Origin of the sequence: Streptomyces griseorubiginosus (assembly GCF_036345115.1) — a bacterium.
GTDB classification, from domain to species: domain Bacteria; phylum Actinomycetota; class Actinomycetes; order Streptomycetales; family Streptomycetaceae; genus Streptomyces; species Streptomyces griseorubiginosus_C.
The window spans coordinates 841,861-860,702 of sequence record NZ_CP107766.1; the positions used below are offsets into that span (position 1 = coordinate 841,861).

Annotated in this window: 19 protein-coding genes and 1 pseudogene; 6 read left to right on the forward strand and 14 right to left on the reverse strand. The window is 70.1% G+C overall.

Annotation, left to right across the window (positions count from 1 at the left end; all coding sequences use genetic code 11):
• Positions 1–53 precede the first annotated feature (53 nt).
• The 9 genes and pseudogenes from OHN19_RS03930 to OHN19_RS03965 form a co-directional block, all read right to left on the reverse strand.
• On the reverse strand, positions 54–1,256 hold the full coding sequence (locus tag OHN19_RS03930; RefSeq protein WP_330262762.1) for an acyl-CoA dehydrogenase family protein: 1,203 nt from the start codon (positions 1,254–1,256) through the stop codon (positions 54–56).
• A 1-nt stretch (position 1,257) separates the two neighbouring features.
• Positions 1,258–2,208, reverse strand: a complete 951-nt coding sequence (locus OHN19_RS03935; RefSeq protein WP_330262763.1) for a 3-hydroxyacyl-CoA dehydrogenase NAD-binding domain-containing protein — start codon at positions 2,206–2,208, stop codon at positions 1,258–1,260.
• Complete coding sequence (locus OHN19_RS03940) at positions 2,205–2,951, reverse strand: acetoacetate decarboxylase (protein ID WP_330262764.1); 747 nt, start codon at positions 2,949–2,951, stop codon at positions 2,205–2,207. Before OHN19_RS03940 ends, OHN19_RS03935 begins: the two co-directional genes overlap by 4 nt.
• Before the next feature lie 7 nt (positions 2,952–2,958).
• Positions 2,959–3,735 carry a crotonase/enoyl-CoA hydratase family protein gene (locus tag OHN19_RS03945; protein WP_330262765.1) on the reverse strand — a complete coding sequence of 259 codons (777 nt, stop codon included), beginning with the start codon at positions 3,733–3,735 and terminating at the stop codon, positions 2,959–2,961.
• Between the two features lie 38 nt (positions 3,736–3,773).
• The gene (locus OHN19_RS03950; RefSeq protein ID WP_330262766.1) at positions 3,774–4,943 is read right to left on the reverse strand and encodes a CoA transferase; all 1,170 of its coding nucleotides are present in this window, start codon (positions 4,941–4,943) and stop codon (positions 3,774–3,776) included.
• 247 nt (positions 4,944–5,190) lie between these two features.
• Positions 5,191–5,745 carry a hypothetical protein gene (locus tag OHN19_RS03955; protein ID WP_330262767.1) on the reverse strand — a complete coding sequence of 185 codons (555 nt, stop codon included), beginning with the start codon at positions 5,743–5,745 and terminating at the stop codon, positions 5,191–5,193.
• A 131-nt stretch (positions 5,746–5,876) separates the two neighbouring features.
• Positions 5,877–6,068: pseudogene (locus OHN19_RS43880) on the reverse strand (hypothetical protein); the annotation flags it as partial.
• A 248-nt stretch (positions 6,069–6,316) separates the two neighbouring features.
• Positions 6,317–7,099 carry a GAF and ANTAR domain-containing protein gene (locus tag OHN19_RS03960; protein WP_330262768.1) on the reverse strand — a complete coding sequence of 261 codons (783 nt, stop codon included), beginning with the start codon at positions 7,097–7,099 and terminating at the stop codon, positions 6,317–6,319.
• Positions 7,092–7,853 (reverse strand): GAF and ANTAR domain-containing protein, encoded by a 762-nt coding sequence (locus OHN19_RS03965; RefSeq protein ID WP_330262769.1) that lies wholly within the window; start codon positions 7,851–7,853, stop codon positions 7,092–7,094. Before OHN19_RS03965 ends, OHN19_RS03960 begins: the two co-directional genes overlap by 8 nt.
• Before the next feature lie 246 nt (positions 7,854–8,099).
• On the opposite strand from OHN19_RS03965, the gene OHN19_RS03970 reads away from it, so the two are divergent.
• Positions 8,100–8,885: a sulfite exporter TauE/SafE family protein gene (locus tag OHN19_RS03970; protein ID WP_330262770.1), complete on the forward strand. Its 786-nt coding sequence runs from the start codon at positions 8,100–8,102 to the stop codon at positions 8,883–8,885.
• Positions 8,886–9,024: 139 nt separating this feature from the next.
• Here the strand turns inward: OHN19_RS03970 and OHN19_RS03975 are convergent, their stop codons facing one another.
• Both OHN19_RS03975 and lpdA read right to left on the reverse strand, forming a co-directional pair.
• Positions 9,025–9,213, reverse strand: a complete 189-nt coding sequence (locus OHN19_RS03975; RefSeq protein ID WP_330262771.1) for a hypothetical protein — start codon at positions 9,211–9,213, stop codon at positions 9,025–9,027.
• A 304-nt stretch (positions 9,214–9,517) separates the two neighbouring features.
• Complete coding sequence (lpdA, locus tag OHN19_RS03980) at positions 9,518–10,930, reverse strand: dihydrolipoyl dehydrogenase (RefSeq protein ID WP_330262772.1); 1,413 nt, start codon at positions 10,928–10,930, stop codon at positions 9,518–9,520.
• Between the two features lie 133 nt (positions 10,931–11,063).
• On the opposite strand from lpdA, the gene OHN19_RS03985 reads away from it, so the two are divergent.
• Positions 11,064–11,495 carry a CGNR zinc finger domain-containing protein gene (locus tag OHN19_RS03985; RefSeq protein ID WP_330262773.1) on the forward strand — a complete coding sequence of 144 codons (432 nt, stop codon included), beginning with the start codon at positions 11,064–11,066 and terminating at the stop codon, positions 11,493–11,495.
• 32 nt (positions 11,496–11,527) lie between these two features.
• Here the strand turns inward: OHN19_RS03985 and OHN19_RS03990 are convergent, their stop codons facing one another.
• Complete coding sequence (locus tag OHN19_RS03990; RefSeq protein ID WP_330262774.1) at positions 11,528–12,037, reverse strand: helix-turn-helix domain-containing protein; 510 nt, start codon at positions 12,035–12,037, stop codon at positions 11,528–11,530.
• A 158-nt stretch (positions 12,038–12,195) separates the two neighbouring features.
• On the opposite strand from OHN19_RS03990, the gene OHN19_RS03995 reads away from it, so the two are divergent.
• The gene (locus OHN19_RS03995) at positions 12,196–13,209 is read left to right on the forward strand and encodes an NADP-dependent oxidoreductase (RefSeq protein ID WP_330262775.1); all 1,014 of its coding nucleotides are present in this window, start codon (positions 12,196–12,198) and stop codon (positions 13,207–13,209) included.
• Between the two features lie 198 nt (positions 13,210–13,407).
• On the opposite strand, the gene OHN19_RS04000 is transcribed toward OHN19_RS03995, so the two are convergent.
• The gene (locus OHN19_RS04000; protein WP_330262776.1) at positions 13,408–14,418 is read right to left on the reverse strand and encodes an enoyl-CoA hydratase/isomerase family protein; all 1,011 of its coding nucleotides are present in this window, start codon (positions 14,416–14,418) and stop codon (positions 13,408–13,410) included.
• Between the two features lie 174 nt (positions 14,419–14,592).
• Between OHN19_RS04000 and OHN19_RS04005 the strand changes: the two genes are divergently transcribed.
• A complete protein-coding gene (locus OHN19_RS04005; protein ID WP_330262777.1) occupies positions 14,593–15,504 on the forward strand; it encodes an alpha/beta hydrolase in 912 nt (303 codons plus the stop codon).
• A gap of 184 nt (positions 15,505–15,688) precedes the next feature.
• Positions 15,689–17,578, forward strand: coding sequence for a propionyl-CoA synthetase (locus OHN19_RS04010; protein WP_330262778.1), 1,890 nt, complete (start codon positions 15,689–15,691; stop codon positions 17,576–17,578).
• A 191-nt stretch (positions 17,579–17,769) separates the two neighbouring features.
• Here OHN19_RS04010 and OHN19_RS04015 read toward each other — a convergent pair whose 3' ends face one another.
• Positions 17,770–18,270: a PaaI family thioesterase gene (locus OHN19_RS04015; protein ID WP_330262779.1), complete on the reverse strand. Its 501-nt coding sequence runs from the start codon at positions 18,268–18,270 to the stop codon at positions 17,770–17,772.
• A 92-nt stretch (positions 18,271–18,362) separates the two neighbouring features.
• Between OHN19_RS04015 and OHN19_RS04020 the strand changes: the two genes are divergently transcribed.
• The gene (locus OHN19_RS04020; protein WP_330262780.1) at positions 18,363–18,830 is read left to right on the forward strand and encodes a helix-turn-helix domain-containing protein; all 468 of its coding nucleotides are present in this window, start codon (positions 18,363–18,365) and stop codon (positions 18,828–18,830) included.
• Positions 18,831–18,842 lie beyond the last annotated feature (12 nt).

Consider the following 18,842-nt stretch of genomic DNA (forward strand, 5'->3'; position numbering starts at 1 on the left):
CCTCTGACAACGCCCCGGGACCCACTGCCCCGGGGCGCTTCTAGAACTACTCGTCACACGAAGGCGCTCTGGCCGGTGATCGACTTGCCCACGATCAGGGTGTTCATCTCGCGCGTGCCCTCGAAGGAGTAGATGGCCTCGGCGTCGGCGAAGAAGCGGGGGATGTCGTGGTCGAGGAGGATGCCGTTGCCGCCGAAGATCTCGCGGCTCCAGCCGACGACCTCCCGCATCCGCGAGGTGACGAACGCCTTGGCCAGCGAGGAGTGTTCGTCGCGGAAGATGCCGGCGTCCTGGAGACGGGCGAGCTGCACGAGCATGCCCCAGGACGCGGTGATGTTGCCGAGGCTCTTGACCAGCAGGTCCTGCACGAGCTGGAAGCCCCCGATGGGGCGGCCGAACTGCTTCCGCTCCCGGGCGTAGTCCAGCGCCAGTTCGTAGGCGCCGGTCATGACACCGAGCGCCTGCCAGGCCACCCCGGCGCGGGTCGCGCGCAGGATCTCGGCGACGTCGCGGAAGGAGTTGATGTTCTGCAGGCGGTTGGCCTCCGGCACCCGGACGTCGGTCAGGGTGATCTCGGCGTTCTCGACGATCCGGAAGGCGATCTTGCCCTCGATCTTCACGGGAGCGAAGCCGGGTGTGCCCTTCTCGACGACGAAGCCCTTGACGTGGTTGTCGTCGACATCGCGCGCCCACACCACGACGTAGTCGGCGAAGGTCGCGTTGCCGATCCACTTCTTGGCGCCGTTCAGGACCCAGGTGTCGCCCTCGCGCCGGGTGGTGGTGCGCATGCCGCCCGCCACGTCGGAGCCGCCGAGCGGCTCGGTCATCGCGAACGCGCCGATCCTGTCCATCGCGGCCATCGCCGGCAGCCAGCGGTCGCGCTGCTCCTGGTCGCCGCCGGAGTGGATGGAGTACATGGCCAGGCCGTTGTGGACGCCGAAGAAGGTGGAGACCGAGGCGTCGGTGCGGGCCATCTCCATGGCCATGGTGCCGCTGAGCAGGTTGCTGACGGCGGGACGGTGTTCGCCGTAGCCCTCGTAGGGCAGACCGGCGAGGCCGCTCTCGCGGAAGAGGGTGATGAGTTCCTTCGGGAACCGGTCCTTGGCCCAGTTTTCGTTCACCAGCGGCTTGACCTCGTCGCGCATGAGGGCGCGGGTCTTGAGGAGGAGCTTGCGCTCGTCGTCCGGCAGCAAGGTCTCGTACTGGTAGAAGTCGGCGGTCAGCGTGTCCTCGAGCGGTTCCATCGTGGTGGTCATCTCAGTTCTCCTCCTTGTCCGCGCTGTCCAGGGCTGCCAGGACAGCGAGTTGCCTGCGGTCGCGCGCCCCGGTGAGTTCCGGGTACGTGGAGGAGCCGTAGGCCTTTTCCACGGCTTCGATGAGCCGTTCCTGTTGGTCCTCGTCCTGTGACGGGGTGCCGAGGCCCGCCCCCGTCCGCTGCATCGACGTGCCGATGTGCTCGACCAGGTGCCGGTAGCCGCCGGGCCCGCCGCCCAGGTGCGCGCCGAGGAACGGCCCGACGGTGGCCCAGCGCAGACCCAGCGAGTTGACCACGACCTTGTCGAGGTCCTCGGGGGTCACCACGCCCTCCTGGACGAGGTACGCGGCCTCGCGGCTGAGGGCGTTCTGGAGGCGGTTGCCGACGAAGCCGGGGATCTCCTTGCGCTCGACGACCGGGGTGCGGCCGACCGCGGTGTAGAAGTCCACCGCGGCCTGTACGGCGTCCTCGCCGGTGCGTTCGCCCGGCACGACCTCGACGAGCGGGACCAGGTGCGGCGGGTTGAAGGGGTGGCCGATCAGGACGCGGGCGGCGGCCTCGTCGGACAGCTCCCCGGTGAACGCGGTGGCCGGGATCGCCGAGGAGGAGCTGAGCAGCAGGGCGTGTGCGGGTGCCTCTCGGGCGAGGCCGGCGAACAGGTCCTTCTTGAACTCGGCCCGCTCGGGCCCGTTCTCCTGGACGACGTCCGCGTCCCGGACGGCCTCGGTGACGTCGGGGGTGATGTGCACGCGGTCGGCTAGGCCGGTGACGTCCAGGCCGCGGGCGGCCAGGTGCGGGGTGTAGGTGGCCAGGGCCTCGTCCACCGCCCCGGCGAGGTCCTCGCGCGGGTCGCTCACGCGGACGGTCAGGCCGTACGCCGCGAACAGCGCCGTCCAGGACAGTCCGATGGTGCCGGCGCCGATGACGGCGGCCGTACGGAAGGGGCGGGTCATGACGCGACTCCCTTCAGGTAGTCGTGGACCGGCTCGACGCCTGCCAGCGTCAGGTCGGTGAGGATGTGGCTCGCGGAGACGACCTCGAGAACCGGCAGGTCGGCCAGCGGGGCGAGCACGTGCTGGAAGAGCTGGAGCCGGGCGGGGCCGGTCCAGGCGCCCTTGACGGTGAGGTCGGTGATGCGGGTGCGGACGAGTTCCTGCACGCGGGGGCTGCCGTCGTAGCCGGGGACGGTCTTGAGCATGTACGTCGGTACGGCGATCTGCGCCTCGGCCTCGCCCCGGTCCAGCTCGTGGTGCTTGTAGCCCATGGTGGCGGTGGCGACCCGCAGCGTGCCGTGGTCCAGGGTGCCGACCAGCGCGCCGGAGTCGACGTAGAGCGACGGGGAGCCGATGACCTTCGGGTAGGCCGAGACCTCGCGGCCGGAGGCGGTGGCCGGGAAGTTGTCGAGGTACATGGCGTGCAGGTACTCGCCCCGCTCGCCCTCGAAGCTGACGGGGATCGCCTGGCCGGCCTCCGTGTAGGGGCCGTAGCCGCTGACGTCGCCCATCCTCATGACCTCGAAGCGGACCAACGGCTCGTCGACGCTCAGCGGTTCGGGGACGACGGCCCGCAGGGCCTCGGGGTCGGTGCGGTAGACGATGTTGAGGTACTCGCGGTCGGTGAACCGCGGGACCGTCGGCGCGTACGCCGGGCTGGTGAGCGGGGTGGTCAGGTGCTGCCGTACGTCTTCGGTCCTCATACCGGCCTCACCGCCCCGTCCACCGGGCGGGCCGGCGCTCGGCGAAGGCGGTCATGCCCTCGCGTACGTCGTCCGAGGCCATCAGGGTCTTCATCTCGCCGCGCTGGAAGGCGAAGGCCTCGGCGTCCGGGGTGCCGTCGGCGGCGCGGACGCCGCGCTTGACGGCGGCCAGCGCCAACGGGGCGTTGGTGGCCAGCTGTTCGGCCAGTCGCAGGGCCTCCGCGACGGCCTGGTCCTTGGCGGTGACCCGGTTGGCCAGGCCCAGTGCGCCGGCGCGGCGGCCGTCGACGGGTTCGCCGGTCAGCAGTAGCTCCATGGCGAGGTGGTGCGGGATGCGCTTCGGCAGGCGGATGACGCCGCCGCCCGCCGCGATGAGGCCTCGCTTGACCTCGGGCAGGCCGAACCGGGCGTCCTCGGCCGCGACGATCAGGTCGCAGGCCAGGGCCAGTTCGAAGCCGCCGCCCATGGCGAAGCCCTCCACGGCGGCGATGAGGGGCTTGGCGGGTTCGGCCTCGGTCAGGCCGCCGAAGCCGCGGCCGTCGACCTCGGGCGACTCGCCGCGCAGGGCGGCCTTGAGGTCCATGCCGGCGCTGAACGTGCCGCCCTCGCCGGTCAGGACACCGGCCCGCAGGGTGGGGTCGGCCTCCAGTGCGTCGAGTGCTTCGGCCAGGGCGGTGGCGACCGCGGCGTTCACGGCGTTACGGGCCTCGGGGCGGTCGAGGGTGATCAGCAGGGTGGACTCGATACGTCGGGTGCGTACGACGGGAGTTGTGGGGGTGTTCATGGTGCTGGTTCTCCTGCGCGGGTCAGCGGGTCGGCGGGTCAGCGGGCGGCGGTGTCGAGTTCGGCGAGGACGTCCTCGGTGTCCTGGCCCGCGACCGGTGCCAGGCGGCGGATCGAGCCGGGAGTGGCGGAGAAACGCACCGGGATGCCGATGGTGCGGACCGTGCCCTCGGTCGGGTGCTCGACGCTGTCCAGGAGGTGGCCGTCGCGGACGTACGGGTCTTCGTGGGCGCGGTCCAGCTCCAGCACCGGGGCCATCGGGATGCTGTGCTTGGCGCACACTTCGGCCCACTCGTCGGTGGTGAGCTCGGGGGCGCAGGCGTCGACCAGCGCGGCCAGGTCCTCGTGGTCGGCGCTGTCGATGGCGTCCCCGTTGACACGCGGGTCCTCGGCGAGGTCCGGGCGTCCGGCCGCCGTGAAGAAGTCCCGGTAGTTGCGCGGGTTGTACGGGATGACGCAGGCCAGTCCGTCCTTGGTGCGGACCGCCTTGTGTCCCTTGAGCATCGACAGCGGGAAGCCGGTGGGGCCGGTCTCGGGCACGTGGGTGTGGCCCGCGAGGTGCTCGACCAGGTTGAAGGCGATCATCGTGTCCGTCATCGGGATCTCGACGAGCTGTCCCCGGCCGGTCCGGTCCCGGTGCAGCAGGGCGGCGAGGACGCTGTAGGCGATGGTCAGGGAGGAGACCTTGTCGCCGATGATGGTGGGCAGGTAGACGGGCTCGCCGAGCGCCCGGTCGGCGATGTCGACGAGCCCGGAGGCAGCCTGCACGCTCTCGTCGTAGGCGGCGTGGCCGGCGCGGTCGGAGTCGCCGCGGAAGCCCTGGGCGTGGGCGTAGACGAGACCGGGGTTGCGGGCGGCGATGTCGTCGTAGGACAGGCCGAGGCGGTGCAGTGCGCCGGGCCGCATGTTGGTGATCAGCACGTCAGCGGTGTCGATCAGCCGCAGCGCCCGCTCGCGGTCGGTGCCCTCCTTGAGGTTGAGGGACACGCTCCGCTTGTTGCGGTTGACGTTGAGGTTCAGCGGGGTCATGCCGGGCGTGGTGCGGTAGTGGCCGTTGCGGACGGTGTCGGTCGGCGACTCGATCTTGATCACGTCGGCGCCGAGGTCTCCGAGGATCTGGGCGGCGTAGGGACCCATCACCACGGTCGACAGGTCGATCACGCGGAAGCCCTCCAGGGGGCCGGTGACGGTGTCTGCGGGGTCCGTCATGGCTTTCCTTCACTCCTTGCTTCACGATTTCCGTGTATCTGGAAACTAAGTTACAGCGAGGGTTATGGAGAGGAAAGCTCAGGGAATGACCGAATAGCGAAAGGCGGTACGACCGCAGCGGTCATACCGACCTCTGGGACGTAGCAACTTCCTGTTCGGGGGCCTGGATGCAGCTGGATAAAGAGAGAGAAATCAACCGGATGGAAATTATCCCGTCAGTACTCGATGACCATGTTGAGTGCATGGTTCACGTCGTCGGCCATGACGATGTCCTTCTCGATATCACCGTGGGGGAATTCGTGGGTGATGATCGAGGGAATGTCGGACTCGCCGCTCTCCGTGATGTCGAAGACGTTCCGTACGTCCTCGGGGGTGTAGCCGCCGGAGCCGACGAGGGGTAGGTGCCGACGAGCGCGTCGAGGCCGGCGGCCTCGACGTAGATGTCGACGTCGGCGGTGGTGCCCCTGAGGGCCCGTGCCTCGCCGAAGACCTGGACCGCCTTTTCCCTGAGGTCCTCGGTGCCGGAGTTGCAGGTGGCGAAGCCGAGTTCGGCGGCCTTGGCCAGGCGGAAGTCGGAGAGGTCGACGACCATGACGGTCGAGCAGCCCAGGTGCTCGAGGGCGATGGCGGCGCCGGTGCCGATCGTGCCGGCCCCGAAGACGACGGCGGTCTCGCCCTTCCGGGGAGCGGCGCGGCGGACCGCGTGCGCGGCGACCGTGAAAGGCTCGACGAGGGCCGCGGTCTTGCTGGGGATGGCGTCGGGCGGCGGGTGGACCTGCTGTCCCACCTCGCAGTCGGGCACGAGAATGTACTGGGAGAAGCCGCCGAGGGTACCGGCACGGGAGGAGTCGCCGGCCGCGAGGATGGGGTAGGGGTGACGCGGTCGCCGACCTCCAGGCCCTTGACGTCGGCTCCCTTGGCCACCACCTCGGAGATCATCTCGTGGTCGAACTCGCTGCCCGGAGTGATCCGGTGGGCCCGCGGGCCGTGGAAGTACACGGAGATGTCCGAGCCGCAGACGCTGGCGTAGAGATTGCGCAGCGGCACGTCACCGGGCCCGCATTCCTGGGTGGCCAGGTCGAGGATCTCGATGTCCCTCGGTCCGTTGCAGACGGCAGCCTGCATTGTTTCTTCATCTTGCGGCAGCGACCTCGGCCCTCAGAGACCGGCGCCGCCGAATGCCAGGGCACCGGCAACTCGTAGAGAACCTCCCGCGCCACAGCGCCCCCCACGCGTTTCAGCCGGAGTAGTGTGGTGAGTACGCGCAGGTCGGTTCCCGGGAGCACATCAGCGCGAGGCTCCCTCCGTTCGGACAACGAGCTGGGGGAGCTGTCCTGTGCCGCCGGACCGTCGGCTCGTCCGATAGCGGCTCGTCACACTCCCAGGGCTCCTTCGCGGACGGCGGTGATGTCCATGTCGCGGTCGACCAGGGCCTGGGCGGTGGCCGCGAGACTGACCCGGTGGCGGTCGGCATAGTCGTCCAACAGGCGTCCGGCTTCCTTCAGAGGCAGTCCCTCATGGGCGGCGATCATGCCCTTGGCGATCTCGAGGACCGTCTTCGCGGCGAGAGCGCTCTGGACGCGCGTGACGACGTCGTCGCCCCGGGGACCGGCCGACCAGTGCATCAGAGCCAGGGCCGCGGAGTCCGCCAGCGCCTGCGCGAGATGGGGCTCACCGCCCGGCAGGTCTCCGGTACGGGCATTGAGCAGGGTGAGCGCGCCCAGTGAGCGGTCGTGCAGCCGTACCGGCACGGTGTGCAGAGACCTGTAGCCGGCTTCGTCCATGGCTGCGACGAGTCGGGGCCAGCGCTCCGTCTCGGCGGTGATGTCGGGGACGCTACGGCCCTCACCGGTGCGATAGCAGTCCATGCAGGGGCCGTGTCCCGTCTGCATCTGCATCAGCTCGATGAACGCGGCCCCGTCCTCGGTGGCGGCCATCGTCTTCAGGGTGCCCCCGGCGTCGGCGATCATCACCGCCGCCGCGTCCACGTCCAGCAGTCTGCGGCAGGTGTGCACCAGCCGGTCGAACAGGCGCAACGGGTCGAAGTCCGGTGCATACGTGTCGGCCAGGCCGACGAACGCGGTCGCCAGCTCCCGCTCGCGGTTCATGCCCGCCTCCCCGGCGCTTTCGTCGTGCGTGCTGAGGTGTTCACTCATGGCGGATGTCCGTGCTGCCGTCGATGATGGCCCGCGCGACATCGAGTGATGTGCTGCCCTGCGCGAAGGCCCGGGCCCGCAGCCTCAGCAGGGCTTCTTCCGCACTCACGCCCAGCTGCACCATGATCATGCCGGTGGCCTGATGGATTTCCACCCGGTCCGACTCTGCTCCTTGCAGCCACGTTACGACCCCGCCGGTGTCAGCAGAAGTGTGGTCGAGAGCGGTGACGGCCAGGCTGAGCGCGTCTCCGACCAGCAGCGCGGTGCGCACCTGGCCGTTGTCGAGGGATCCCGCGGTCCGCCGGTACAGGTCGAGGGTTCCCAGAGCGCCCGCGGCAGCCGTCAACGGCAGCGAGAACACGGCCTCAGCGCCCGCTTTGGCCGCCTGGACGGAGAACAGCGGCCAGCGGCGGGCATCCGGGGGGCGGGTCAGATCGGACGCGAACACCGGAGCGAGCAGGCGGACGGCCTCCGTGCAGGGGCCCTCCCCGAGCGTGTACTGGATCTCCGCGAGCTGAGCGGCCACCTCGTCACTGGCGAACAGCACTACCCCTATGCCCGCCTCCCGTCCGAGGACGGACAGGGACAGCCCGGAGACGTCCGGGAGCAGGGAGGCACACGCCCGGCCCAGAGCCTCGGGCACCGAGGAAGGGGCCAGCCCCCGAACCGCGTCGATCAGCTCGCCTGCGATGCGGGTCCGCAGGACATGTGTCTCCCGCTCCGCGTCCTCGGCGCCTGGTTCCGGCCCGGACATCCCCTTCACCTCCCCGCGCAGTGCACCGTCGGCACATCCGATCTTGCCTCATCGAAGGGGCGCCGCTCCGCTCACCGTGCCCAAGTCCCCTTGACCCCTCTCGGGAAACCAGGCTCGAAGCGCCGGGGGTCCGAGCCGGCCCGGCAACGTCTCCGTACCGCTCATGAACATCTCGTTGCAGACCATCACCCCCGCCTCCTCCCAGTGATCTGATACTGACCGGGCAATCGACACAGAGGGGCGACGGTGGACTGGACGCTGGCGGGAGGGCTGGTCGCCGGCTTGCTGATCGCGACGGTGACGGCCCCGGTCGGTGTGTCCGGCGCCGTGTTCCTGCTCCCGGTCCAACTCAGCGTCTTCGGGGTGCCCAACCCGACGATCACTCCGACGAACCTGCTGTTCAACGTCGTCGCCGGGCCCGGTGCCCTGTGGCGCTACCGCCTCGACGGCGCCCTGCGCGGCGACCTCACCCGGCGCCTCGTGCTCGGCACCCTCCCGGGTGTCGTGCTCGGCGCCGTCATCCGCGTCTACGCTCTTCCCGGCCCCGGCGTCTTCCGGCTCCTGATCGCCTGCCTGCTGCTGCCCTTGGGCCTCTGGCTGTGCGGGCGTGCCCGGATTCGCCCAGCCCATCGCCCGTCATCCGGGGACGCGTCGCCGCCACGCCACATCACCGCCCTCGCCCTGGCCGTCGGCGTGGTGGGCGGCATCTACGGGATCGGCGGCGGCTCCCTTCTCGGCCCGATCCTCGTCGGACGTGGCCTGCCCGTCGCACGCGTCGCCCCGGCCGCGCTCGCCGCCACCTTCGCCACCTCGCTCGTCGGCGCCGCCGCCTATGCCCTGCTGTCGCTCGTGAGCACCGGAGACGTCGCCCCCGACTGGGCGCTCGGCCTGGCCTGCGGCATCGGCGGACTCCTCGGCGGCTACCTCGGTGCACACCTCCAACCCCGCCTGCCCGAACCGTCCTTGCGCCTCCTGCTCGGCATCCTGGCCACAGCCGTCGAGGCGTTGTACGCCGCCCAGGTGCTGGTCTGACCCGCACTGCGTCGGGCGGCAGGGCGATTGAGAGTTTCCTGAAAGCCCACGCGACCTATGGCAGCGTGGGCTCGGGCAAGGGACGGAATTGCCCCCGACCTACGAGGTGGCGGATGCTGCTACGGCTGTTCGGTCGCGGTCACGGATGCTCGGGCCGCTGCTCCGGAGGCACGCCCCCGCCCTCGCCGCCGCCCTTGTCACCCTTGTCCGTGCCCTGGGCGTGACCGCCCCCGGCCCGCGCCTCTCGCGCCTTCAGCTCCGCACTGCGCTGCGGGGTCGCACTGCCCTTGTCGCTGCGCCGCTGCTCGGGTTGTTGTGGATTGGACATATCCGCCGCCCAACTGTCGCGGTGCCCCAACCTGCCGTCGCGCGCATCGGGTGGACCTCGTGCGCCACTGCCGGTCGCGCTCTCCAGGATCTGGTCGTTGGTGAGGCGTACGACGGTGAACTTCGCGGAGGCAAGGGGACCGCGCAGTCCGGCCTGGGCCGTGACGGATCGCGGTACGCCGAGGAGGGATTTCCGGAGCCCGCATCGCCGTCACCGGCGGACAACCCGTCCTCCAGAGATGCCGAGCCGGACTCTCCAGCCGGCCCCCGGCAGGCCCCGTTGCCGCCGTGCGGGGCGCATCCCTCTACATGTTGATCATGTGACCGGCGAGGCCGTGGACCGCTTCCTTGACCGCTTCGCCGAGGGTCGGGTGGGCGTGGACGTTGCGGGCGACCTCGTGGACCGTGAGGTCCCACTGCTGGGCCAGGGTCAGTTCGGGGAGGAGTTCGGTGACGTCGGGGCCGATGAGGTGGCCGCCGAGGAGTTCGCCGTACTTGCCGTCGCTGATCAGCTTCACGAAGCCGCTCGCGTCACCCAGGCCGTGGGCCTTGGCGTTCGCGGTGAACGGGAACTTCGCGACCTGGACGTCGTACCCCTTCTCCCTCGCCTGCGCCTCGGTGTAGCCGAAGCTCGCGATCTGCGGCTGGCAGAAGGTGGCGCGGGGGATCATCGCGTAGTCGAGCTCCATGGTCTCCGCGTCCGCGAGCGTCTCCGCCGCGACCACGCCCATCGCCTCGGCCGCGTGGGCCAGCATCAGCTTCGCGGTGACGTCACCGATGGCGTAGATGTGCGGAACCGAGGTGCGGCAACGGCCGTCGACGTCGATCGCACCGCGCTCGGTGATCCTGACGCCGGTGTTCTCCAGGCCGTAGCCGGTCACGTTCGGCGCGAAACCGATCGCCTGGAGGACCTTGTCGGCCTCCAGGACCCGCTGGGCACCGTCCTTGCCGGTGACCGTGACGCGGACCTGCGGGCCGGACTCGTCGATCGACTCCACGCGGGTCGAGGTGAGGACGTCGATGCCCAACTTCCGGTACTGCTTGGCCAGTTCGGCGGACACCTCGGGGTCCTCGAGGGGCGCGACCCGGTCCAGGAACTCGACGACGGTGACCTTGACGCCGTAGTTGTGCAGCACATAGGCGAACTCGACACCGATGGCCCCGGCACCCGCGATCACGATCGACTGCGGCAGGTCCTCGGCGAGGATCTGCTCCTCGTACGTCACCACGCGCGAGGTGCGGCGGGTGCCGGGCAGCAGCCTGGGGGTGGCGCCGGTGGCGATGATGCAGTGATCGAAGCCGACGGTGCGGGTGTTGCCGTCGTAGTCGGCCACCTGGAGCGTGTGCGGGTCGAGGAAGGTGCCGCGACCGCTGATCTCCGTGATCTTGTTCTTCTTCATCAGGTAGTGGACGCCCTTGACCCGGCCGTCCGCGACCTTGCGGCTGCGGCGGAAGGCCTCGCCGTAGTCGAAGGAGACCTCGCCCTCCACCTTGATGCCGAAGGTCTTCGCCTCGCGCGTGAAGATGTGTGCGAGTTCGGCGTTGCGCAGCAGGGCCTTGGTGGGGATACAGCCCACGTTCAGACAGACACCTCCCCAGTACTTCTCCTCGACGACCGCGACGCGCTTGCCCAGTTGGGCGGCCCGGATGGCGGCGACGTACCCGCCGGGGCCCGCGCCGAGTACGACGACGTCGAAGTGCTCACCCTGCTCGTCCATGGACGGCTTCCTTTCCGCTGGGGCGGCCTGCCCTCGCGAGGGACGACTCACTCCCGATCGAACCACCTGATCAGCAACATCTGATCAGTGACATCTGTTCAGCGACATCCTCAGCGCCCCGGCGCGGCGATCTATGCCCGCCCAGTCATCATCGACGGCGGTCACCGAGGGCTCAACCTACGTCGAGGCGTACCTCGCCCGCGGCCGACGCCCCGTCGGCCTCGCGCGCTGCCGACGCCCCCTCGACCTCGTGTACTCCGGCCTCGGCGGCACCGCGCCTGAGACCGTGACGGACGGACGCCTGGAGCCCGCCGGAACGGCGAGCGTCGCCACCGACGCCCCGGCCGCGCTGGCGCTGCTCGCCCAGGACGCCGTGGACCTGCTCCTGTCCGCCGAGATCCGGCGCGTCCGGGTCTGCGGAGCGGACCACTGCGCCCTGCGCTTCGCGGACCGCTCCCCCGCCCGCAACCGCCGCTGGTGCTCCATGTCCCGGTGCGGCAACCGCACCAAGGTCCGCCTCCACCAGGCCCGGTCCAGACGGAGTGAGCCCACCGCGGCAGACTGAGCCCCCGGTAACTCCTGGCGCCACCGCCTCAGTTACTCGGCCGGCCTGAGACGAAACGCGGGGCCGGGGATGCTCTCGATGTCCTCCGGCCGTACGGCGTGGCCGTGGTCGCAGCGGATCTGGGCGTCGACGGGCGCGCCGCATCCACGGTGCCGGGACAGCATGGCCGGACCCTCCGGATCGGCGCGGTAGCGGTCGCCCCACTGCAGGAGCCCCATCACGGCCGGGACCAGATCCACACCCTTGGGCGTGATCACGTACTTCGGCCGGCTCCGCGAACCCGGCTCCTTGTAGGTCTCGGTGGCCAGGATCCCTTCCTCCACGAGCATCTTGAGCCGCGCCGCGAGGAGGTTGCGAGGACAGCCGAGGACGCGCTCGAACTCGCTGAAGCGGGACGAGCCGTAGAAGACCTCGCGCAGGATCAGGATCGTCCACTTCTCGCCCACGACCTCGAGGGTCCGGCCGATCGAGCAGTTCGACGCGTCCCGGTCGAGTCGGGGGTTCACGCCCGCGTCCTGAAGGGCCTCGGTCTGTGCATCCATGGGGTGATTCTAACCTCTCCTGAGTTTACTTTTCCATACTCAGCAAGTAGCGTCGTAGCCGGCGCACCGACCCGGCCGCATCCGAGCAGCGAGCGCGCGCGTGGACCTGCCGGAAGAAGCACCTCAACCCCCGAGACCCAAACAGAAAGGCCGCCGGCATGAAGGCGTTCGTCGTCGATAAGTACGGCAAGGACGGCGTCCGCGCCGCGGAGGTACCCGAGCCCACCGTCGGGGCCCGCGACGTCCTGGTCAAGGTGAGCGCCGCCAGCATCAACCCGCTGGACAAGATGGTTCGCAACGGCGAGTTCAAGCAGCTCCTGAAGTACAAGCGCCCGTTCGTGCTCGGCCACGACGTGGCGGGCGTCGTGACCCGTGTCGGCTCCGCCGTCCGCGGCTTCGAGGTCGGCGACGAGGTCTACGCCCGTCCCCGCGACCTGCGTGTGGGGAGCTTCGCGGAGTTCATCGCGATCGACGCGGACGACGTGGCCCCCAAGCCGGCCTCGCTCTCCCTGGAGGAGGCGGCCGCGGTGCCGCTGGTGGCCCTGACCGCCTGGCAGATCCTCGTCGAGCGCGCACACGTGAAGCCGGGGCAGAAGGTGCTCGTCCACGCCGGTGCCGGCGGCCTCGGGTCGACGGTCGTCCAGCTCGCCAAGCACCTCGGTGCCACGGTGGCGACGACCGCGAACACCAGGTCCGAGGAGTTGGTCAGGAGCCTCGGCGCCGATGTCTTCGTCGACTACACCAAGGAAGACTTCTCGAAGGTGCTGTCCGGCTACGACCTGGTGCTGGACTCGGTGGGCGGGGCGAACCTGGAGAAGTCGCTGACCGTGCTGAAGCCCGGCGGCCTGGCCATCAGCGTCGTCGGCCCGCCCGACGCCGGTTTCGCCAAGCAGGTCGGCGCCCCCGGCGTCATGGGCCTGGTCATGAACGCCCTCAGCCGCAAGATCCGCAAGCGGGCCAAGACGCTGGGCGTGCGCTACGAGTTCTTCTTCATGCGGGCCAACGGTTCCCAGCTGCGCAAGCTCGCCGCCCTCTACGACAGCGGGAAGCTCCGCCCGGTCATCGACACCACCTTCCCCTTCGACCAGACGCTCGAGGCGATGGCACACGTCGAGCAGGGCCGCACCAAGGCCGGCAAGGTCGTGGTCTCGATGACGTCCGGCAACGACTGAGACGCGGTCGGCGGCAGCCTTTCGTTCCGGACCGGTCAAGTCTCAGGAGTGCGGGGTCGTTCGCACGCCTCATACCCGAGGCGCAGCCGGCCTCGCGGCTGATACCGACGCGAACTGTGTCTGCCACCCCGGGAACGGCCCCAGCCCCGTCAAAGCGGTCTGCGCGACGGCGTTCCCGCCCGCCCTCGACGGACCCGCTCAAGACGGAAGCGTCTCTCCACCGAGCGACCCGCGTTGCCAGACGGGCGTACGGTCCTTGTCGACCAGGGCCGCCCGGACCCCCTCCAGGAAGTCCGGCGTGCGGATGGTCGTGCGGGTGAGGGCGAGTTCGGCGTCGAGACACTCACGCAGGGTGCGCTGCCTGCCCCGGGCGAGCAGGTCGTGGGTGATCTCCAGGCTCTGCGGCGAGGCGGACTCCAGTGCGTCCAACGCGGCCTTGGCCCAGGGGGTTTCGAGGTGGCGCAGGCGTTTCTCGATCTCGCCGAGGGTCGACGCACCGAAGGCCCGGTCCACGTCCCCGCGCACCTGCGCCAACCCGCTCTCCGCCACCGGAGAACGCCCGGCGAGGCGGTTCAGGACGACGTCCACCGGCTCACCGGGGCTGTCCGCCAAAGCATCCCCCACCGTGTCCAGCATGTCCGCGGGAACGAAATGCGTGGCCAGCCCCGTGTACAGGGCGTCGGCCGCGTCGATCCGCTGCCCGGTCAGTCCCAGGTACATGCCGATCGCGCCGGGCAGCCTCGGCAGGAAGTAGCTCGCCCCGATGTCCGGGAAGAACCCGATCCCGGTCTCGGGCATCGCCAGCACCGCGCGTTCGGTGACGACACGGAAGCCGCCGTGGACGGACAGCCCGAGGCCACCGCCCATGCAGATGCCGTCGATGAGCGACACGACCGGCACGGGACACTCGGCGATCCGGGCGTTGAGCCGGTACTCGGAGGCGAAGAACCGCTCACTGGCCTCGGCATCCCCAGCGAGGCTGTGCTCACGGATCGTACGGATGTCCCCACCGGCGCAGAACGCCTTCGGACTGGTACTGGCGAGCACCACGGCGGACAGCGGGGCGTGCTCCCACGAGGCGAGCGCACGGTCGATGGCCAGGACCATGTCCGTGGTCAGGGCGTTGAGCGCCCTGGGCCGGTTCAGCAGGATGCGGCCGACGCCCCGGTGCACGTCGGCGACGATCTCGGCCGCAGCAGTAGCAGGCATGGCTCCTCATCTCACCTCGGACCTGGGTACCTCAAGATCCTCGCACTTATGCGGATGATCTCATCCCGTCTGAGTTTACTTTTCTATACCCAGCCAGTAGCGTCATGACCGTCACCCCGACCCGGCTGCCGCAGGGGGACCCGGCACCGGACCCGTCCGACAAGGAGCACCACCATGGGAGTAAGCCCCGAGGCACACCGGTTCGCGGAGTTCCTCGCGAGCGTGAGCGCGAAGTCGTCGACCCCTGGCCTCGACCTGGCCGTCGTCCGTGACATCGTCGACTCGAACCACAAGGCGTCGACCGAGCCGGAAGGCGTCACCTACGCCGAGGTCGACGCGGACGGCGTCCCCGCGCTGTGGGCCGTCCCCGAGGGGGCCGATCCCGACCGCGCGCTGCTGCACTTCCACTTCGGTGGTTCCGTCGCGGCCTCCATGCACTCCGACCGCAAGGCCGCGGGCCACATCGCGAAGGCGGCCGGCGCCCGCTCGCTGGTCGTGGACTTCCGCCTGGCGCCCGAGCACCCCTACCCGGCACAGCTCGACGACGCCGAGACCGCCTACCGCTGGCTGCTCGCGCAGGGCTACGAGCCGCGGAACATCGGCAGTACGGGCCACTCGATCGGCGGCACCCTCGCGGTGATGCTGCCGCTGCGCCTGCTCGCCAAGGGCGAGGCCACGCCCGGCGCGATCGTCAGCGTCTCCCCCTGGACCGACCTCACGCTGCGGAACCCGGCGGTGGACGCCAACGAGGCGAACGACAAGATGCTCAGCCGGGGCATCCTGGAGCTCTTCCGTGGCGCCTGGCTGCAGGATCCCGCGGTGGACTTCACCGACCCGCGGATCAGTCTCGTGCACGCCGACCTGACGGGCCTGCCGCCCACGCTCGTCTTCTACGGCGAGTACGAGACCCTCGCCGACGACGGCGCCCAGCTCGGCCGCCGCCTCGCGGACTTCAAGGTCACCACCGAGACCCACGCGATGCCCGAAGGGCAGCACTCGTTCATCCTGGGCGCCGGACGCGTACCCGAGGTGAACCAGGCCATCGGGCAGATGGGCCAGTGGCTCCGCGAGCACCTCGGCGCGTGAGCAGGAGCCGCACCTGAGGGCGGCCCGCCCATCGGGCCGCCGCTCCACCGCGATGCCGGTGCCCGATCCACGGGTCACCGGCATCCCCGCTCGACCGGGCCGACCGGCCGTGCGGTACTTGTGTACGACACCGTTACGCCGGCAACCCCACCACCACCGTCCCGAGGCCACGAAGGAGTGCGCGATGGGAACGTACGAGGATGTCTTCCGCGCCAGTACCGAGGACCCGGAGCGCTTCTGGCTGCAGGCGGCGGAAGGCATCGACTGGGATGTCGCTCCGCACCGCGCCCTGGACTCCTCGGGCGCGCCCTTCTACCGCTGGTTTCCCGACGGACGGCTCAACGTCTGCTTCAACGCGCTCGACCGGCACGTCGAGGCCGGCCGGGGTGAACAGCCCGCGCTCGTCCACGACTCACCGGTGACCGGCACCCGACGCACCTACACCTACGCGCAGTTGAGGGACGAGGTGGCGGCCTTCGCCGGAGCACTGGCGGGGCTCGGCGTGGGACATGGCGACCGGGTGGTCATCTACATGCCGATGGTCCCCGAGGCCGCCGTCGCGATGCTGGCCTGCGCACGGATCGGCGCGGTGCACTCCGTCGTCTTCGGCGGGTTCGCCGCACGCGAACTCGCCCTGCGCATCGACGACGCGGCCCCCAAGGTCGTGGTCTCCGCCTCGTGCGGCATCGAGGGCAAGCGCGTGATCGCGTACAAACCCCTGCTCGACCGGGCGATCGAACTCGCGGCACACAAGCCGCTGAAGAGTGTCATCCTGCAACGCCCGCAGGAGCGGGCCGAGTTGGGGCCCGACGATCTCGACTGGGCCGAACTGGTCGCCACCGCGACCCCGGCCGACTGCGTTCCCGTCCCCGCCACCGATCCCCTCTACATCCTCTACACGTCCGGAACGACCGGAAAACCCAAGGGAGTCGTCCGCGACTGCGGCGGCTACGCGGTCGCCCTGCACTGGTCGATGGGCGCGGTCTACGACGTGGGCCCCGGCGAGACCATGTTCACCGGCTCCGACGTCGGCTGGGTCGTCGGGCACTCGTACATCGTCTACGGGCCCCTGCTGGCCGGCGCCACGACCGTCCTGTACGAGGGCAAGCCGGTCGGCACACCGGACGCAGGCCAGTTCTGGCGCGTGGCCGCCGAACACCGGGTCAAGACCATGTTCACCGCCCCCACCGCCTTCCGTGCCATCCGCAAGGAGGACCCGAAGGGAACGCTCACCGCCGACCACGACCTGACCGGCCTGCGCCACCTCTTCCTCGCCGGCGAACGCCTCGACCCCGAGACCTACCACTGGGCGAGTGCTCTCCTGGACATCCCGGTGATCGACCACTGGTGGCAGACCGAGACCGGCTGGCCCATCGTCGCCAACCCGGTCGGCATCGAGGCCGCTCCCGTCAAACCCGGCTCCCCCACCCGCCCGCTCCCGGGCTGGGACGTCCGTGTCCTCGACCCCTCGGGCGAGCCCGTGCCCGCGGGCGTCGACGGCGCGATCGTCGTGAAGCTCCCCCTGCCGCCCGGCGCGCTGCCCACCCTCTGGAACGACGACGACCGCTACGTCGCCTCCTACCTCTCCGCCTACGACGGGTACTACCTCACCGGCGACAGCGGCCACATCGACGACGACGGCTACGTCTTCGTCATGGGCCGCACCGACGACGTCATCAACGTCGCCGGGCACCGGCTGTCCACGGGCAGCATGGAGGAGGCCCTGGCCACCCATCCCGACGTCGCCGAATGTGCCGTCATCGGCGTGGCCGACGAACTCAAGGGCCAGATCCCGCGCGGCTTCGTCGTCCTGAAGGCCGGGACGAGCCGCGAAGCGGCCGAGGTCGAGGCGGAACTCGTCCAGCTCGTCCGCGAGCGCATCGGCGCCGTCGCCTCCCTCAAGGACGTCACGGTCGTGGCCGCCCTCCCCAAGACCCGCTCGGGAAAGATCCTGCGCAAGACGATGCGCGGCATCGCCGACGGCCACGACGAACCCATCCCCTCCACCGTGGACGACCCCGGCGTCATCGAGACCCTGCGCCCGGTGCTCCGCCGGAGCGGTCACACATCGTGAAGGGCCGTACCACCCGCGCCGACATCGCCGGCGGGCATCGTCCAGGTGGCGGGCCATGAGCCCGCTCGCGCGATCGCGGGTGCCCGACGTTCCCGTACAGAGGTCACCCTGCGCAGGTCACATCGGTAACGTCCGGTCCACCGGTCGCCGTCGGGGGTCACGCTTGGTCGGTTGTCACGCTTCGTCGGTTGTCACGCTTGCGGCGACGGCACCGGGAAGAGCATGCAGCTGCTGGTGGCGTGGGCGAGAAGCCGGTCCGTGCTGTCGACCAACTGCGCCTGGGCGAGGGCGGTTTGACGCCCCTTGCTGACGAGGGTGCCGATCGCCCGGACCGTGCCCGTGTCCACGGTGATGCGCCGGAGGAACTTCACCGTCAGGTCCAGCGAGGTGTACGCCATGCCCTGCGGCAGGGTGGACTGCACGGCGCAGCCCGCGGCCGAATCGAGCAGGGTGGCGAAGATGCCGCCGTGCACGCTGCCGATCGGGTTGTAGTGCTCCTCCCCCGGCGTCAGCGAGAACACCGCCCTGCCGGGCTCCACCTCGTCCAGCGTGAAGTCGATGGAGGAGTTGATGGGCGGCGCCGACAGCCGCCCCGCCTGCAACTCGCGCAGAAAGTCGAGGCCGGCCATGCGCCCGGCGGCTTCCGCCAGGACCGCGGGGTCGTCCCATTGATACGTACGTGTTCGTCCCACGACCGAGTGCCTTCCCTCTGACTTTTGCAAATGAAGCTAGCCGTGCCCTCACCTGACTGTCAATGACGAAGCCAGCCCTCTACCATGGCGGAATGGAGTGGCTTGAGGCGAGCACGGAGAACTGCCCCGTCCAGCGCACGCTCGACGTGGTCGGAGAGAAATGGACGCTGCTGATCCTGCGTGACGCCGTCAACGGGGTCCGCCGCTTCGACGACTTCCACCGCCACATCGGCCTCTCGGAAGCCGTCCTCAGCGACCGCCTCCGCAAGCTGGTCGCGTCCGGCATCCTGAAGGCCGTCCCCTACCGGGAAGCGGGCAGCCGCTCCCGCAACGAGTACCGGCTGACCCGCAAGGGCTGGGACCTGTGGCCGGTCCTGATGGCACTGACCCAGTGGGGCGAGACGTACGCCCTCGGCCCCGAGGGCCCCGTACTGGACGTGCGCCACACCGACTGCGAGGCTCCGCTCCGCGTCGTCGTCGAGTGCTCCGCGCACCACGGCGCTCTCACCCCCGGGGACGTCACCGCCCGACCGGGACCCGGCGCGCGCCTCCGGTCATGACACTACGCACGT

Coding starts and splice junctions, on each gene's coding strand:
- OHN19_RS03930 (WP_330262762.1), bottom strand. CDS start 1,256: ATGACCACCACGATGGAACCGCTCGAGGACACGCTGACCGCCGACTTC.
- OHN19_RS03935 (WP_330262763.1), bottom strand. CDS start 2,208: ATGACCCGCCCCTTCCGTACGGCCGCCGTCATCGGCGCCGGCACCATC.
- OHN19_RS03940 (WP_330262764.1), bottom strand. CDS start 2,951: ATGAGGACCGAAGACGTACGGCAGCACCTGACCACCCCGCTCACCAGC.
- OHN19_RS03945 (WP_330262765.1), bottom strand. CDS start 3,735: ATGAACACCCCCACAACTCCCGTCGTACGCACCCGACGTATCGAGTCC.
- OHN19_RS03950 (WP_330262766.1), bottom strand. CDS start 4,943: ATGACGGACCCCGCAGACACCGTCACCGGCCCCCTGGAGGGCTTCCGC.
- OHN19_RS03960 (WP_330262768.1), bottom strand. CDS start 7,099: ATGAGTGAACACCTCAGCACGCACGACGAAAGCGCCGGGGAGGCGGGC.
- OHN19_RS03965 (WP_330262769.1), bottom strand. CDS start 7,853: ATGTCCGGGCCGGAACCAGGCGCCGAGGACGCGGAGCGGGAGACACAT.
- OHN19_RS03975 (WP_330262771.1), bottom strand. CDS start 9,213: ATGTCCAATCCACAACAACCCGAGCAGCGGCGCAGCGACAAGGGCAGT.
- lpdA (WP_330262772.1), bottom strand. CDS start 10,930: ATGGACGAGCAGGGTGAGCACTTCGACGTCGTCGTACTCGGCGCGGGC.
- OHN19_RS03985 (WP_330262773.1), top strand. CDS start 11,064: ATGCCCGCCCAGTCATCATCGACGGCGGTCACCGAGGGCTCAACCTAC.
- OHN19_RS03990 (WP_330262774.1), bottom strand. CDS start 12,037: ATGGATGCACAGACCGAGGCCCTTCAGGACGCGGGCGTGAACCCCCGA.
- OHN19_RS03995 (WP_330262775.1), top strand. CDS start 12,196: ATGAAGGCGTTCGTCGTCGATAAGTACGGCAAGGACGGCGTCCGCGCC.
- OHN19_RS04000 (WP_330262776.1), bottom strand. CDS start 14,418: ATGCCTGCTACTGCTGCGGCCGAGATCGTCGCCGACGTGCACCGGGGC.
- OHN19_RS04005 (WP_330262777.1), top strand. CDS start 14,593: ATGGGAGTAAGCCCCGAGGCACACCGGTTCGCGGAGTTCCTCGCGAGC.
- OHN19_RS04010 (WP_330262778.1), top strand. CDS start 15,689: ATGGGAACGTACGAGGATGTCTTCCGCGCCAGTACCGAGGACCCGGAG.
- OHN19_RS04020 (WP_330262780.1), top strand. CDS start 18,363: ATGGAGTGGCTTGAGGCGAGCACGGAGAACTGCCCCGTCCAGCGCACG.